Below are 14,993 nucleotides of genomic sequence, written 5' to 3' on the forward strand. Positions count from 1 at the left end.
GTTAGTTCGCCTTTGGTGCTGCATCCGCAGGTGCTGCCGCCGCAGGTGCATCGGCGGGCTTATCCGGCTCTGCTACCGGCGCCTGTTTGGGCACGCCCGTAAAGCGCTCGATCACCGAGCGTACGGCGTCGCGGGTCTTGCGATCCTTCACTGCATCCAGCAAAGGCGCCGCACCCGGCGATCGGCGGATCAGGCTTTCCGGATCGGGAAAGATCAGCGGATCATCCCACGGGCCCTGGATCACGAAAGGCAGCTCGAAGCCGCCGGTGCCGCTGGTTGCCGGATTGAGACTGGCAATGCCCTTGAAATCATATTCACGTGAGGGCACCGACGCGGTACCGGTCAGCGTCAGTTTCGCAGCGGGACCATCGATCCGGATATCCTGCGCGGTGGCGATGCCGTCGTTGAATTTCACGGACATGTTGAGCGTGTTGAACGGCGTCGAACCCGAACGGAAATTGCCGGCGCCGGACAGCGGACGTCGCTCCAGCCTTTTCAAAAGCTGTTCGACGTTGAAGCCGCTGATCGCCCCGTCGTGGCCCGTCAGCGTTGCGTTACCGTCAAGCGATTGTGCGAGGCCGAAGGGCGATGAGCCCGAGGCCTCCAGCATCATGCTGAGATTGCCGCGGCCGGTGAGCTTGTTGACGCCGAACAGATCGCTGGCACAGGCCTGCAGGTCGACATCGCTGAACTGGAACTGGGCCTTCACATCGGCCACGGCATCGGAATGGGCGACATTGAACGAACCACGGACGATGCCGCCATACATCTGCGCTTCACCCACCGACAGCGCCAGGGCGCCGCCGCGCAGATTGGCGCCGAGCGCGGTGCGGCCGAGCACTGAGGACCCCACTGTGACCTTGGCGGCCGACAGGCGCATGTCGAGATCCGTGGTGGACAGCGCGTTTAAGTCGAACAGCTGCCGGTTCCAGTCACGGGCGCCGGAGGCCAGAAGTCGCACGGTGGACACATAGGGCGTGAAGTCGAGCGCGCCGGCAGCCAGCGTCGCCTGCAGCGTCTGACGGCCGGTGTTGCTGTAGGTCATGACGCCTTCGGCGCTGTTGCCGTCGAGTTCGACATTGACGTTGGTCAGCGCGATCGACGGGCCCACCAGGCTAGCGCGCGCCTTCAGGGCAAAGCGGCCGAATCCGCCAGAGCCGGGGGGCGCCTGACCGACCCAGCGCAGCGCATTGCGCAGCGACATGCTGTCGGCAGTCAGCGTGCCTTCCATGACCAGACTGGCCTTGTTGGCGACGGTGCCGTCGAAGGCCAGCTTGATCGGCGCACCGGCGATGCGTGCCTTTACACCGGAGCGCTCGCCGGACAGTGCGGCAATGAAGTCGCTGACGCTGAGGCTGCCGTCGATGCGCTCGCCGCGCCAGTCGAACTGGCCGGTTGCAGCGAATGAGCGTGAGATCGAGGGCCACGCCAGTGAGAGGTCGATGTCGCCAAGACGCTCGGTGTTGTGCGGGTCCTGATAGTGCAGCACGCCGTCCTGGATGCGGATCTCGGAGAAGGATAGTGGCTGTTCAGCGCCCGGCCTCATGGTGCGGGCGATGGACTCGATGAATGGCGTCCAGTTGCTTTCGCCGGAGGCCTCGCGGATCACGCGGATACGCGGCCGCAGCATCATCATGTCGGCGATCTCGAAGCGCTGCAGCAGCAGCGGCAACAACCGCAGATTGGCCGTCAGCACGTCGACCGTCAAAGCGGGATCGATCGACCCGCCGCCTTTCAGGCCGACATCGTGAAACGAGACATAGCTGCCCGGAAAAACCGAGACATCCACCGCGCCGTTGACGACGAAGTCCAGCCCGGTTACGGCCCGGATCTGTGCCTCCACGGCATGACGCAGCGTATCGCGGTTGAGCAACCACGACATGGCAAACAGCCCGATCACTGCAACACCCAGGAGCGCCGCAATCGGCATCCCCAGGCGTCTTATTCCTTGGGCACTCGTCAATGAACTATCCGGGTTGGTTGGTGGTCACACATAGCGGGGCGGCATCCATGTGCGCCCACGTCCAAGGCCCTCAATTTGAAGGGTTTTCTTGACGCTTTCAAGGCCATAGCGGGGGTGATGGGGTCGCAGTCCCCCGCGATTGACCTGCCGCGGAGTTTCCGCCTAATAATCCACGACATAGCCGCCCGCGCCCGCTGGGTTCTCAGCGCATTCCTGCATCAGGTCGATTCCCATGAACAAGGTCTACCCCGACGCCAAATCGGCACTCGACGGCATTCTCAAGGACGGCATGATGATCATGTCCGGCGGCTTCGGCCTCTGCGGCATTGCCGAGGACCTGTCGGACGCCTTGCGCGATTCCGGGGTCAAGGACCTGACTGTGGTGTCCAATAACGCCGGCGTCGACGGCATCGGCCTGTCGCGCCTGCTGGAAACCCGCCAGATCAAGAAGATGATCTCGTCCTATGTCGGCGAGAACAAGCTGTTCGCCCAGCAGTATCTGGCCGGCGAACTGGAACTGGAATTTTCCCCGCAGGGCACGCTGGCCGAGCGCATCCGTGCCGGCGGCGCCGGCATTCCTGGCTTTTACACCAAGACCGGCGTTGGCACGCTGATCTCGGAAGGCAAGCCGACCATGGAATTCAATGGCGAGACCTACATGCTTGAGCGTGGCCTGTTCGCCGACATTGCCATCGTGCATGCCTGGAAGGGCGATACCGCCGGCAACCTCGTCTATCGCAAGACCGCCCGGAACTTTAACCCGATGATGGCGACCGCCGCCAAGATCACCATTGCCGAAGTCGAGCATCTGGTGCCGGCCGGCGAGATCGACCCGGATCACATTCACACCCCCGGCATTTTTGTGAAGCGCATTGTCGAGGTCGGTACCGGCAAGAAGCGGATCGAAAAAGTTACCTCGCGTCAGCGTCCCGCGTAACCGCCAAAAGCAAAAACAGGAGAGAACGATGGCTTGGACCCGTGATCAAATGGCAGCGCGCGCGGCTAAAGAACTGCGCGACGGATATTACGTCAATCTCGGCATCGGTATTCCGACGCTGGTGTCGAACTACATTCCCGAAGGCGTGGACGTTCAGCTGCAGAGCGAGAACGGCATGCTCGGCATGGGTCCTTTCCCCTATGAGGGCGACGAAGATCCGGACCTCATCAATGCCGGCAAGCAGACCGTCACCGAACTGCCGGAGACCAGCTATTTCTCGTCGGCGGATTCGTTCGGCATGGTCCGTGGCGGCCATATCGATCTGTCGATCCTCGGCGCTATGCAGGTCGCCCAGAACGGCGATCTCGCCAATTGGATGATCCCTGGCAAGATGGTCAAGGGCATGGGCGGTGCGATGGATCTCGTCGCTGGCGTCAAGCGCGTTGTCGTCGTGATGGAACATTCCGCCAAGGATGGCGCCAAGTTGCTGAAGAGCTGCAACCTGCCGCTGACCGGCGAGCGCGTCGTCGATATGGTCGTGACCGATCTGGCGGTGTTCACCATCGACAAGCACGGCAATGACGGCATGGCCCTGATCGAACTCGCCGATGGGGTGACGCTCGATGAGGTGAAGGCCAATACCGAAGCTGAATACCGGGTCGCGCTGACCAACACCTGAACGATTGCGCGCTCCGAACGTTGACCTGATGCCCGGCCTTGTGCCGGGCATTCGTGTTAGTATTGTCCCTCACTAGGAAGCCGACATGCGCGCCAGTCTCGAAGACCGTTTCTTCCTGCTTCTGATCGTCGTGGTCACGTTGGCCTTCGGCTGGATCATGAGCTCGTTCTACAGCGCGATCCTGTGGGGCGTCGTCATCGCGATCATGTTCGCGCCGATGCATCGGCGGCTGGAGCGCCGGATGCCCAAGCATCCAAACTCGGCCGCCTTGCTCACCGTGGGATTGATCGTGCTGATCGTGATCCTGCCGCTGACATTGGTTGGCGCATCGCTGGCGCAGGAAGCGGCCGTCGTCGTCGGCAAGATGAAGTCGGGGCAATTCAATCTCGGCACGTTTCTGCAGCAGATACTCGATGCCGTCCCGCAATGGGCGAAGGGACTGCTGGATCGCTTCGGCGTTGCCAATCTTGGCGGCATGCAGGACAAGCTGACTGAGGGCCTCGTCAAAGGCAGTCAGTACTTTGCATCGCAGGCGCTGAACATCGGTCAGAGCACGTTCGACTTCATCATCAATCTCGGCATCATGCTTTATTTGCTGTTCTTCCTGTTCAAGGACGGCGAAGCGTTGTCGGAGCGTGTGAAGAATGCCATTCCGCTGCGGCCGGAGTTGCGTGACGATCTGATGGAGAAGTTCACGGTGGTGATCCGCGCCACGGTGAAGGGCGGCATTCTGGTCGCGCTGGCACAGGGCGCGCTCGGCGGGTTGATCTTCTGGATCCTTGGCATCAATGCCGCGTTGCTGTGGGCCGTGCTGATGGCGTTTCTGTCGCTGTTGCCCGCGGTGGGGGCTGGCCTCGTCTGGATGCCGGTCGCGCTCTATCTGCTGGCTACGGGCTCCGTCGTTCAGGGCGTGATCCTGATCGCCTATGGATTTCTCGTCATCGGTCTGGTCGACAACATCCTGCGCCCGATGCTGGTCGGCAAGGATACCAAGCTGCCGGATTATCTGGTGCTGATCGCGACGCTCGGGGGCATCGATGCGCTGGGCCTCAATGGCTTTGTCGTCGGTCCGGTGATTGCTGCAATGTTTGTTGCGGCCTGGGCGATCTTTGCGGAGTCACGCAAAAGCGGTCAGGTCCCGATCGCGTAAGCGCGTTACACCGGCCCCTGAGGCACATCTGCAAAACGTGTCAGCCAGACCACGGGACCGATGCTCGCAGCGACGATGAGGAGTGCGGCCAGGGCGCCTTCTTCAAAGCTGCCACGGCTCGCATATTGATAGATCGAAGTCGCCAGCGTTTCGACATTGAGCGGTCGCAGTAACAGCGTTGCTGGCAATTCCTTCACGCAATCCACGAAGACGACGATGACGGCGCCGAACAATGCCGGACGCAATAGCGGCAGTTGAATCACGCGCAGCGTGGTGATTGCCGGTGCGCCGGCGGCGCGGGCGCTGTCGTCGTAATCGACGGGGATGTGTTCGAAGCCGGCCTTGATGAAACCGGTCGGCACCGCCAGGAACCGGATCACATAGGCGATCACCACGGCGGCGCCGGAGCCGACCATGACAAGCCCGGGCGAAGCGAGACTGAGCCATCCGGCAAGCTTGCTGAATCCATTGTCGATGAACAGCACCGGCGTCAGCAGACCCAGCGCCAGCACCGTTCCGGGCAGCGCATAGCCGGTCTGAGCGACAGCGACCGACAGGTTGGTCAGCCGCGAAGCACGCCAGCGCTGAGCGACGATCACCACAAGCCCGAGAAGCAGCGCGGCTCCCGTGGCAATGGCGGCCAGTGCAATGGTGTGGCCGGCATCGCGCCAAACCGTCGTTTCCATCGACAGCAGACCGCGACGCAGGCTTTCACGCAGCAGATAGAGCAAGGGCACGGCGAAGCCGAGCAGGGCAGGAAGGAGACAGGCGGTGAAAGCAAGCCATCCGTATGCACCCGTCAAAGGCGTGCGCGGTGCCAGTCGCGGATTCTCCGAAGAGAATTCCACACTGCCTTCGCGGCGGCCGAAGCGCTCGATGGCGATCAGCACGCCGACGATGGCGAGCATGAACAATGACAGCTGCGCAGCACCTGCAAGGCTGCCGCGGTTGAGCCAGGTCGTGAAAACCGAGACGGTGAGCGTGCGAATGCCCAGATATTCACTGGCGCCGATGTCATTCAGCGTTTCCAGCGATACCAGCGCGAGGCCCACAGCGAGGGCGGGGCGCGCCATCGGTAGCGAGACACGGCGGAACGTCGTCCAGCGGCCCGCACCGAGTATCTTCGCAGCTTCAGCAAAATCGGCGCTGCGATGCTGGAACATCGCGCGGGCAGAGAGATAGACGTAAGGATACAACACGATGCCGATCACGAAGATGCCGCCGGGCAACGAACGCAGGCTCGGCAGCCACCCGATCGCGCCGGGCAACGACATTGCCGTTGCCAATGCGCGATGGACGAGGCCCAGTGGCTCGAACAGGTCCACATAGACGTAAGCGGCGAGATAGGTCGGAATCGCCAGCGGCAGCGGCAAGAGCCAGAGCATGAGCGTGCGGCCGGGGAAATCGTGCGCCGAGACCAGCCATGCGGTGCCGGCACCGACTGTGAGCGTAACGATACCGACGCCGATCAGGAGGGCTGCGGTGTCGCGCAGCGCTTGCGGTAATACATAGGCAATCAGATGCTGCCAAAGCTCAGGCTCCGGCTGCAGCGCGAGTATTGCGATGCTGATCACGGGCGCAGCCACAAGGAGCGCGGTGGCAACTGCGACGAGAATCGCGAGCGCTTCGGTGCGGGAAGGCCTCACGGGCGTGTATGCTCACGTGGGCACTCTCCGCATGTCATCCCCGCGAAGGCGGGGATCCATACCCCAAGGAGAAGTAAGTCAGAAATTGCCGTAGCCACAGCGTCCTACCGAGAGTTCGGTGCGTATGGGTCCCCGCCCCGTGTGCGCTGCAGGCACACAGGGCGGGGACAACATACTGATAGGCTGTGCATCATCGCAGCCTACGGAGCAATAGCCGGGCTCAATTATCAAACCCGACCTTGTCCACCAGCGTCGACGCGGCTTTGCGGTTGGCGGCAATCTTGGCGATGGGCATCGGGTCGGCATTGAGCTTGCCATAGCCCGCGATGGTCGGATTGATCGTGATGCCGGCACGCACGGGATATTCATAATTGGCGTCGGCATAGACCTGCTGGGCATGCTCGCCTGCGAGCCATTCGATCAGTTTCATGGCGTTGGCCTTGTTCGGCGCATGTTTGGCCAGCAGTACGCCGGACAGGTTCACATGGGTGCCGCCGCCTTCGAAAGTCGGCAAGATCACCTTGGTGGCTTCGGCCCATGGCTTCTTGTCGGGATCGGCATTCATCATCAGCGCCCAGTAATAGGTGTTGCCGATGCCGAGATCGCATTTGCCGGCCGCAACATCCCGCGCGGTCTCGCGGTCGCCGCCCGACGGCTTCTGCGCCAGATTGGCCTTGACGCCGCGCAGCCATTCTTCGGCCTTGGCCTCGCCGTGCTTGGCGACATAGGCGGCGAACAGCCCGTTATTGTAGATGTGCTGGCCGGAGCGGATGCAGATCTTGCCCTTCCACTTCGGATCGGCCAGTTCCTCATAGGTGATGGCGTCCTGCTTGACGCGGTCCTTCGACGCATAAACCACGCGGGCGCGCATGGAGATGCCGGCCCAGTGGCCGTCGGGGTCGCGATATTGCGCCGGCACGACCTTCTCGATCACCTCGGATTTCATCGGCTGCGTCACGCCCGCCTGCACGGCCTCGTCGATGCGGCCGATATCTACCGTCAGCAGCACGTCTGCCGGGCTGTTGGCGCCTTCGGCCTTCATGCGTTGCTCGAGGCCCGAGCTCGCCGAGATCACATTGACCTTCACACCGGTGTCCTTGGTGAAGGCCTCGAAGATCGGCTGCACGAGCTTGGTCTCGCGATAGGTATAGACATTGACCTCTTCGGCGGCCTGCAGCGCAGAAGCACCGAGGGCGGCGAAGACGACGGCGGTGGCGAGGGCGTGATGCTTGATCATGAAATGGCTCCGGCAAGGGGCGTATCTACAATGTCAGGTGGAGTAGCGCAGTGGGCGTTCGAATGTCAGTGACTGAACGTCGCGTGACAAAAGATTAGATTGATTCCAGATTCGAAAGTGGGCCGCAGATAAGCAACGGCTTACCTGCGGCCCGCTGTCGAGAGCTCTTAGAAGTTCGCCGTCACCGATGCCCGGAACGCGCGCGGCGACCCCGGCGTGATGTTGTTGGGGGCGTCAGCCGTCGCGTAGTAACTAGTGTCGAACAGGTTCTCGATGTTCAATTGGGCACGCCACGTCTTGTCGAGCCGGAAGTAGACGGCGGCATCGACGCGGGTGAAGGCTTTCAGCTTCACTGTATCATCCGACGTGGCGAAGAAGTCGTCGTAATGGATGACACCGAGGCCAGCGCCCCACATCTCGTTGAACTGATATTTGTTCCACATGGTGAAGGTGTTGAGTGGCACCAGGCCGACGCGGTTGCCTGGGACGATCGTGGCGGAGCTGGCATCGACGATGCGTGCATCGGTATAGGCGTAGCCGCCGGTGACCTGCCACTGATCGGTGACATAACCGGTCAGGCTGAGTTCGGCGCCTTTGGTGTTAGTTTTGCCAAGGGCGACAACCTGGCCGCCCACGATGAACCTCTGGTTCTCCCGGTCGAGGTCGTAGATTGCCGCGGAGGCCTGCAGCCGTGGGGTGATGTCCCACTTCACGCCGACTTCGTTATTGATGAACTTCTCCGGCACGGTGACGGCGAGCGATGGCGTCAGCGAGCTGAACTGGTCGCCAGCGCTTGGCAGATACGAAATGCTGTAGCTGCCATAGACCGAGACGTTGTCGACCGGCTTGATAATCACGCCGGCGCGTGGCGACACCAGGTTATCCACGCGGCTGTCTACGGTGCCGCCCGGATTGAGGTTCTGCGACGTGAGGTCGAAGCGATCGTAACGAACGCCGCCGATGAACTGCAGGTAACGGCTGACCTCGATCTGGTCCTGAATGTAGACCGATGCGACGTCGAGTGTCGCATAGGAGTTGTTGTCGGAGGCGTTGTTGTGGATGAACGACCACGGGGCAAAGGTGGTCGGGCTGGACGCGGGAACGAGCAGGGTCGTGCCGCCGTTGATCTGGCCGGTGTTGCGGAGGCTGAAAGTGTTCTGCCGCCCGAACTCGGTACCGAAGACGATGGTGTGTAGCACGGGGCCGGTATTGGTCTTGTAGGTCCAGTCGGTTTGATTGAAGAGGTTTTCGCGCTGAGCAAGGTTGTTGTAAGCCGAGATGGACGCGCGCCCCGCGGGGTCCACGAAGAACGTCGTGGTCGGGAAGACGTTCTGGTAGAACTTGTCGTAATTGGCGTAGCGCGATGAATTCTTGACCGAGAGACCGTTGTTGAAGTCGTGGTCGATCACGGCGTTTGCGATATGGACGTCCTGCTTCGAATAGCTCTGGTCCGGATTGCCGAAGAAGGTTGAGGCATTGGTCGCAAACGGCACGGTCGGGCGTGCATTCGTGGGAGCCGGCACAGTGCCCTGTGCCGGGATGCCGCGATCCGCGGTGCGGTCGTCATGCAGATATTCGTAGCTGAGCTTGACCTTGGTATCCTCGCCGCGGATCGTAACGGTCGGATTGATGCCATAGCGCTCGAGATGGCCGTAGTCGCGATAGGTTCCGGAATTCTCGTACATTGCGTTGATACGCGCTGCGACATTCTCGTTGACGGCGCCGCCAGTATCGATGGTGACGCGCTTGTTGTCGAACGATCCGCCCTGAACTGTCACTTCGCGGATCGAAACGCCATCGGCTTCCTTCTGCACGCGATTGATGACGCCGCCGCCGCCGCCGCGGCCGAAGATCATGGCATTCGGTCCCTTCAGGACCTCAATGCGCTGGGTGTTGTAGAGATCGCGGAAATACTGCACGTCGTCGCGGATTCCGTCGATAAAGAAGTCGGCATTGGTGCGCTGGCCGCGGATGACGACGTCATCGCGATTGCCTTCGCCCTGATGCGGCACGACGCCCGGCACATAGCGAACCGCTTCGCCGATGCTGCGGAAATCCTGATCCCGGATGAATTCCTTCGTCAGCACCGTGACGGATTGCGGCACGTTGAGGAGCGCGGTGTTGGTTTTGGTTCCGCTCGAAATATTGCGGGTGATGTAGCCGACCTGGCCGGACTGTGCGTCCTGAGGGTTGAAGCTGAGCGGCTGGCGAACCGGTTGCGGCGCAACGGGGCGGGTACGGGCGACGCGGCCGGATGCGGCGCGCTGCGGCTGGGCACGGCGCACGCGCGGCGCGCTGGGAGCGTCGACCTGCACCGGCGGCAATGTCGATGCGCCGGAATTCGCATTCTGTGCGATTGCCGGCTCTGCGATGCAAAATCCAGCCGCGATGATGGCCGCCGCGCTCGTCGAAATCAGAAAAGCTTTGCGCGCCGCCGTGCCGCGCTCCCCGATAGAAGTCCTGGAAGTCATTACTACGCCCCTGAAATATTCTCCGCTCATGCAAATGCCGGCGGTCCTTGTGCTTCCTCGGAAACACTTGGACACATCTGCAATTCGGAGTATTAGGCGCGAATTAGATGGCGTTTAGAATAAATCGAACTTCGAGGGATATGCCCAAGGTGTGTGATCCGTGCATCAATGGGCGTCGAAATAATTTGTAATCGTTCTAAACGAGGGGCGGCGGCTAGCCTGCGCCAAACGATTGGTCACTGGACAAGCGCTGCAATGCGCGTAAGCGCCGCAGTCACCGACACTTGGGATAAGGGAATATCGGGATGCCTCCGATGTTGTCTGACTGACTGACCTTCCGAAGGTCCTGCAGGCACGAGATTGAATGATGCGCGTTCTACTGATCGAAGACGATGCCATGTTCGGCAAGGCGCTGGTGCGTGGCCTGAGCGAGAATGGCATGAGCGTCGACTGGGCGCGCAATGGCCGCGATGGCTTCGCCGCGATGGACCGGTCGGAATATGCGGTCGCACTGATCGATATCGGTCTTCCCAAGATGTCCGGCCTGGACTTGCTCAAGGCGAAAAGAAAAGCCGGCATGACCACGCCGGCCCTTATCATCACCGCGCGGGATGGCGTGTCCGATATGGTGGCGGGCCTCGATCTCGGCGCAGACGATTACATCGTCAAGCCGTTTGAATTGCCGGTACTGCTCGCACGCATACGTGCAGTCACGCGCCGCGCCAATGGTCGCGTGATATCGCTCATGACGTCCGCGGAGATCACGCTGGATCCATCGACGCAGGTGGCGACGTTCCGCGATATCAAACATCTGCTGTCGGTGCGCGAATTTGCAGTACTGCAGGCCTTGATGGAGCGGCCCGGGCAAATCCTGTCGCGCAGCCAGATCGAGAGCCGGATCTACGGCTGGGGCGAGGAAGTCCAGAGCAACGCAGTCGACGTGCTGATTCACGGACTGCGCAAGAAATTTGATAAAGACATCGTCCGCAATGTCCGGGGTGCGGGCTGGATGGTGACCAAGGAGGGCGCATGACGTCGTTGCGAAAGACCGTGATGACTTACGTCACGGGACTGCTCATCTTCGTCGGCGTTGCTGCGGCCGTCACGTCCTATTATTTCGTCAAATACGAGGTGAACAGCTTCCAGGACAACGCGCTTCACGAGGTGGCACTTACGGCGGGCATGGTGTTCCGGCATGATATCGAGCCGCGGATTGATGCCGAGCTGGAAGACCAGCTGGTGATCCAAATCTGGGATCAGTCGAAACAGCCCATTCATCGTTCGGGCCCCTCGGTCGATATCCCGTTTCAGTCGGAACTCGGCTATGCCGACGTGACCGCGGGTGGAGAACGCTGGCGCGTGTTTCGTTCGCGTGATGCGACGCATGCGATCCAGGTTGCGCAGCGCTGGAGTGCGCGTGAGGAAGTTGCCGCCTATGCGGCCGCGGGCGCTGCGGTGCCGTTGATCGCCGCCATTCCGATCGCATGGCTGATGATCTGGTGGGCCGTGAAGCGCGTATTGTCCGGGCTTGGGACGCTATCGGCTGATATCGGCCAGCGCAGTGCCGATGCGAAGGACGCGCTAAGTCTCAAAGGCGTTCCGGTCGAACTCGCTCCGCTGGTGACAGCCATGAACTCGCTGATCGAGCGACATCAGACCGCGTTGGAGACCCAGCGTCGCTTCGTGTCCGATGCGGCACATGAATTGCGGACGCCGCTCGCGGCGCTTCAGATCCAGATCGATAATCTGCGGGCACGTGAACTCAATGCGCCTGAACGTGAGATCGCGCAGGATCTGCTCGACGGGATTCGAAGGGCCTCCTATTCGGTCAACCAGTTGATGACCATGGTTCGCGCCGATGCCGGCATCGAAAGCGAAGCCGAAGTCGTCGAGGCGGAGGCCTTCGTGCGGCTGGTGGTGTCCGGTTTCGTGTCCATCGCCGAGGCAAAGGGCGTCTCACTCGCGATCGCACCGGGGACGCGTGATGAATTGAATGTTCGTGCCGCCGATCTCCGGCTGATTGTCTCGAACCTGCTTGACAACGCGGTGCGTTACACGCGTGCCGGCGGCGCGGTCAGCATCAAGGCTGTACGTCGAGGCACGGATTTCGTCATCGAGGTGATCGACAGCGGATGTGGAATACCGGAATCCGCCGTGCCGTATCTCTACGACCGCTTCTTCCGTGCGGCGCCGATGGATATCGATGGCACCGGGCTCGGATTGGCGATTGCCCGGACAGCCGCGGATCGTAACGGCTTCAGCCTCGATATCGCAAACCGCGACGATGCTCAGGGCGTCAGGGCTGCCGTCTCGATCCCACTCGGAGAAGTGCCGAACGAAGTCAGGCAGTTCGAAGCCGCGTAACCACGCTATGCGTCATCACCTGGAACGGCATCAGCGAGCGCACGCAATGTCTCGGGTTCGCGCAGCACGATGCGCTGCCGGCTGCTTTCGATCAGCCCGCGCTGTTCCCAGGTGCTGAGCGTGCGGCTCACGGTGAAGACCGTGGCGCCGGTCATTTCAGCGATATCCTGACGGCTCAACTGGAAATCGATCTCGATGCCTTGCGCGGTCTTGCGGCCTGATTGGTTCACCAGTCGCAGCAGGGCGTGAGCAACGCGCTGCTCGACCTGCTGGGTCGACATCTCGACCACGCGCGTATGAGCCTCCTGCAACCGGCTGCCGACGGTCTTGAGCGTATTGGCGGCAAGGGCGGGATAGTCAGCAACCAGCCGCGTCCAGATCGTGGTAGGCCACACCAGAACCACGCTGTCATCCACCGCTGTTGCGGTTGCCGGATAAGTCGTCAGCCCCATCGCCTGACCGATCCCGAAGATCTCGCCGGTCGCGACATAGCGCACGATCACCTGTTCGCCGGCGGGCGTCATCTTGGTCGCGCGGATATGGCCATGGAGCAGCAGATAGAACGAGTGGACGTCCTCGCCCTGCTCGAAAATCACCTTGTTCTTCGGGGCGCGGATCGAATGCGCCTCGCGCAGGATCGCCTCGCAGGCTGCGGTGTCGAGACTCTCGAACAGCGGCAGATGCGCGACCATGGAGCTGTCGACCGCCGACATGCGTTCTCCGTCAAGTTCCCGTCCCGGACACTTCTAGACCGTGATTGCGGGCATCGATCAAGTGGAAGTTTGCGCTGGCGCAATGTCGAGGCCGGGCGGCAGGCCTAATTTGGCGCATCCGGCTGAAATGACCGGAGTTTACGGAGAAATACGATGCGCAAGGCTCTTATGCTTGCAACCGCCGCCGTCCTTTTCGCTCTGACAGGCGCCGCTGGCGCTGCGGAGGTCGAGGTCAAAATGCTCAACAAGGGCGCTGACGGGGCCGCCATGGTGTTCGAGCCCGCATTGGTCAATGTGCAGCCCGGCGATAGCGTGAAATTCGTGTCGACCGACAAGGCGCACAGCGTTGAATCGGTCAAAGGCATGCTACCCGCCGATGCGACGCCCTTCGTTGGCAAGATGAGCCAGGACCTCGTGGTGACCTTCGACAAGCCCGGCGTCTACGGCGTGAAATGCGCGCCACATTACGGCATGGGCATGGTGGGACTGGTGGTGGTCGGTGCGCCAACCAATGCGGCCGAAGCCAAGGCAGTGACTCATCCCGGCAAGGCCAAGACAGTGTTCGCGACGCTGTTCGAGAAAGTCGCTGCGAAGTAACACGCCCCAAACGGGAGAGTAACGATGACGCTTCTTCGTGTTCGCTCCATCGCCGATTGGCCGTTGCTCTCGGCCGGCTTCCGCCCCTTTTTCCTGCTCGGTGCGTGTTATGCCGGTCTGGCCATTTTGATCTGGATGCCGGCCTTCCATGGCCGGCTGGCGCTGGCCAGCGGCTTTGCGCCGCGCGACTGGCACATTCACGAGATGCTGTTCGGCTTCATGTCGGCCGTTGTCACCGGCTTCTTGTTCACGGCGATTCCGAATTGGACGGGGCGGCTGCCGATCCGTGGTTTGCCGTTGCTCGGGCTGGTCGTCCTCTGGATCGCGGGACGGATTTGCCTGACGTTTTCGGCCTATACCGGCTGGCTCGTGGCGATGCTGGTCGATGTGAGCTTCCTGACGCTGGTCGCCGCCGCTGCAACCCGCGAGATCGCCGCGGGCCGCAACTGGCGCAATCTGCCGGTGGTCGGCATCGTCGCCTTCCTGCTGGTCGGTAACATCGCCTTTCATGTCGAAGCTCATCTTGCTGGCGCCGCAGACGTCAGCATCCGGATCGGCGTCGCGGTCGTGGTGTTGCTGATCTCGCTGATCGGCGGGCGGATCATTCCGAGCTTCACCCGCAACTGGCTGGTGCGCGAGAATCCCGGTCGGCTTCCAGTGCCGTTCGCGCGTTTCGATATGATTGTCATTGCCATCAGCGCCGCCGCGCTGCTGCTGTGGATCGCGCGCCCCTTTGGCGCATTAACGGGAGTGGCTCTCGCACTGGTCGGCTTGCTGCACATCATGCGTCTTGCGCGCTGGGCCGGCGATCGCACCTCGCGCGAGGGACTGCTGCTGATCCTGCATATTGGTTACGCTTTCGTGCCGCTGGGTTTTCTGCTGAATGCCGCAGCGGCAGCAGGATGGGTCGCGCCCAGCGCCGGCCTGCATGCATGGATGGCAGGTGCGGCCGGCGTCATGACGCTGGCTGTCATGAGCCGGGCAACACTCGGTCATACCGGCCAGGCACTGCATGCCTCACGTACGACGCTGATGATCTATGCCGCCGTCATCGTGGCGGCACTGGCGCGGATCGGCGCCGTGATCGCGCCGGCTTACAGTCCGCCACTGCTCCATGTTGCAGCATTGACGTGGGTCGCGGCCTTTATCGGCTTCGCCGTCTCATTCGGCCCGCTGCTGATCGGTTATCGGAAGCCGCGCCGTTCCGACGCGGCGATGGCGCTCAGTCGCTAAATC

The 14,993-nt window shown here is 61.8% G+C and carries 12 protein-coding genes; 7 read left to right on the plus strand and 5 right to left on the minus strand.

Going from position 1 to position 14,993, the window contains the following annotated elements; translation table 11 throughout:
• Position 1 precedes the first annotated feature (1 nt).
• Positions 2 to 1,930, minus strand: coding sequence for an AsmA family protein (locus AB8A23_RS09560; protein ID WP_439059850.1), 1,929 nt, complete (start codon positions 1,928 to 1,930; stop codon positions 2 to 4).
• Positions 1,931 to 2,195: 265 nt separating this feature from the next.
• Between AB8A23_RS09560 and AB8A23_RS09565 the strand changes: the two genes are divergently transcribed.
• The 3 genes from AB8A23_RS09565 (at position 2,196) to AB8A23_RS09575 (ending at position 4,729) form a co-directional block, all read left to right on the plus strand.
• Positions 2,196 to 2,900 carry a CoA transferase subunit A gene (locus AB8A23_RS09565; RefSeq protein WP_068728766.1) on the plus strand — a complete coding sequence of 235 codons (705 nt, stop codon included), beginning with the start codon at positions 2,196 to 2,198 and terminating at the stop codon, positions 2,898 to 2,900.
• A gap of 28 nt (positions 2,901 to 2,928) precedes the next feature.
• Positions 2,929 to 3,579 carry a 3-oxoacid CoA-transferase subunit B gene (locus AB8A23_RS09570; protein ID WP_439059849.1) on the plus strand — a complete coding sequence of 217 codons (651 nt, stop codon included), beginning with the start codon at positions 2,929 to 2,931 and terminating at the stop codon, positions 3,577 to 3,579.
• An 85-nt stretch (positions 3,580 to 3,664) separates the two neighbouring features.
• Positions 3,665 to 4,729, plus strand: a complete 1,065-nt coding sequence (locus AB8A23_RS09575) for an AI-2E family transporter (protein WP_439059848.1) — start codon at positions 3,665 to 3,667, stop codon at positions 4,727 to 4,729.
• 5 nt (positions 4,730 to 4,734) lie between these two features.
• Here the strand turns inward: AB8A23_RS09575 and AB8A23_RS09580 are convergent, their stop codons facing one another.
• The 3 genes from AB8A23_RS09580 to AB8A23_RS09590 form a co-directional block, all read right to left on the minus strand.
• Complete coding sequence (locus AB8A23_RS09580; protein WP_439059847.1) at positions 4,735 to 6,375, minus strand: ABC transporter permease; 1,641 nt, start codon at positions 6,373 to 6,375, stop codon at positions 4,735 to 4,737.
• Between the two features lie 220 nt (positions 6,376 to 6,595).
• On the minus strand, positions 6,596 to 7,612 hold the full coding sequence (locus AB8A23_RS09585) for a Fe(3+) ABC transporter substrate-binding protein (protein WP_439059846.1): 1,017 nt from the start codon (positions 7,610 to 7,612) through the stop codon (positions 6,596 to 6,598).
• A 167-nt stretch (positions 7,613 to 7,779) separates the two neighbouring features.
• A complete protein-coding gene (locus AB8A23_RS09590) occupies positions 7,780 to 10,083 on the minus strand; it encodes a TonB-dependent receptor (RefSeq protein ID WP_439059845.1) in 2,304 nt (767 codons plus the stop codon).
• Between the two features lie 367 nt (positions 10,084 to 10,450).
• On the opposite strand from AB8A23_RS09590, the gene AB8A23_RS09595 reads away from it, so the two are divergent.
• Positions 10,451 to 11,116 carry a response regulator transcription factor gene (locus tag AB8A23_RS09595; protein WP_439060547.1) on the plus strand — a complete coding sequence of 222 codons (666 nt, stop codon included), beginning with the start codon at positions 10,451 to 10,453 and terminating at the stop codon, positions 11,114 to 11,116.
• Positions 11,113 to 12,447: an ATP-binding protein gene (locus AB8A23_RS09600; protein WP_439059844.1), complete on the plus strand. Its 1,335-nt coding sequence runs from the start codon at positions 11,113 to 11,115 to the stop codon at positions 12,445 to 12,447. Before AB8A23_RS09595 ends, AB8A23_RS09600 begins: the two co-directional genes overlap by 4 nt.
• A 5-nt stretch (positions 12,448 to 12,452) precedes the next feature.
• Here AB8A23_RS09600 and AB8A23_RS09605 read toward each other — a convergent pair whose 3' ends face one another.
• Positions 12,453 to 13,160 carry a Crp/Fnr family transcriptional regulator gene (locus AB8A23_RS09605; RefSeq protein ID WP_439059843.1) on the minus strand — a complete coding sequence of 236 codons (708 nt, stop codon included), beginning with the start codon at positions 13,158 to 13,160 and terminating at the stop codon, positions 12,453 to 12,455.
• Between the two features lie 153 nt (positions 13,161 to 13,313).
• Here AB8A23_RS09605 and AB8A23_RS09610 point away from each other — a divergent pair, with 153 nt between their 5' ends.
• Positions 13,314 to 13,757, plus strand: coding sequence for a pseudoazurin (locus AB8A23_RS09610; protein ID WP_439059842.1), 444 nt, complete (start codon positions 13,314 to 13,316; stop codon positions 13,755 to 13,757).
• Positions 13,758 to 13,781: 24 nt separating this feature from the next.
• On the plus strand, positions 13,782 to 14,990 hold the full coding sequence (locus tag AB8A23_RS09615; protein ID WP_184511999.1) for an NnrS family protein: 1,209 nt from the start codon (positions 13,782 to 13,784) through the stop codon (positions 14,988 to 14,990).
• Positions 14,991 to 14,993: the final 3 nt, after the last annotated feature.

Origin of the sequence: Tardiphaga sp. 619_E2_N8_4 (assembly GCF_051810905.1) — a bacterium.
Taxonomy (GTDB): Bacteria; Pseudomonadota; Alphaproteobacteria; order Rhizobiales; family Xanthobacteraceae; genus Tardiphaga; species Tardiphaga robiniae.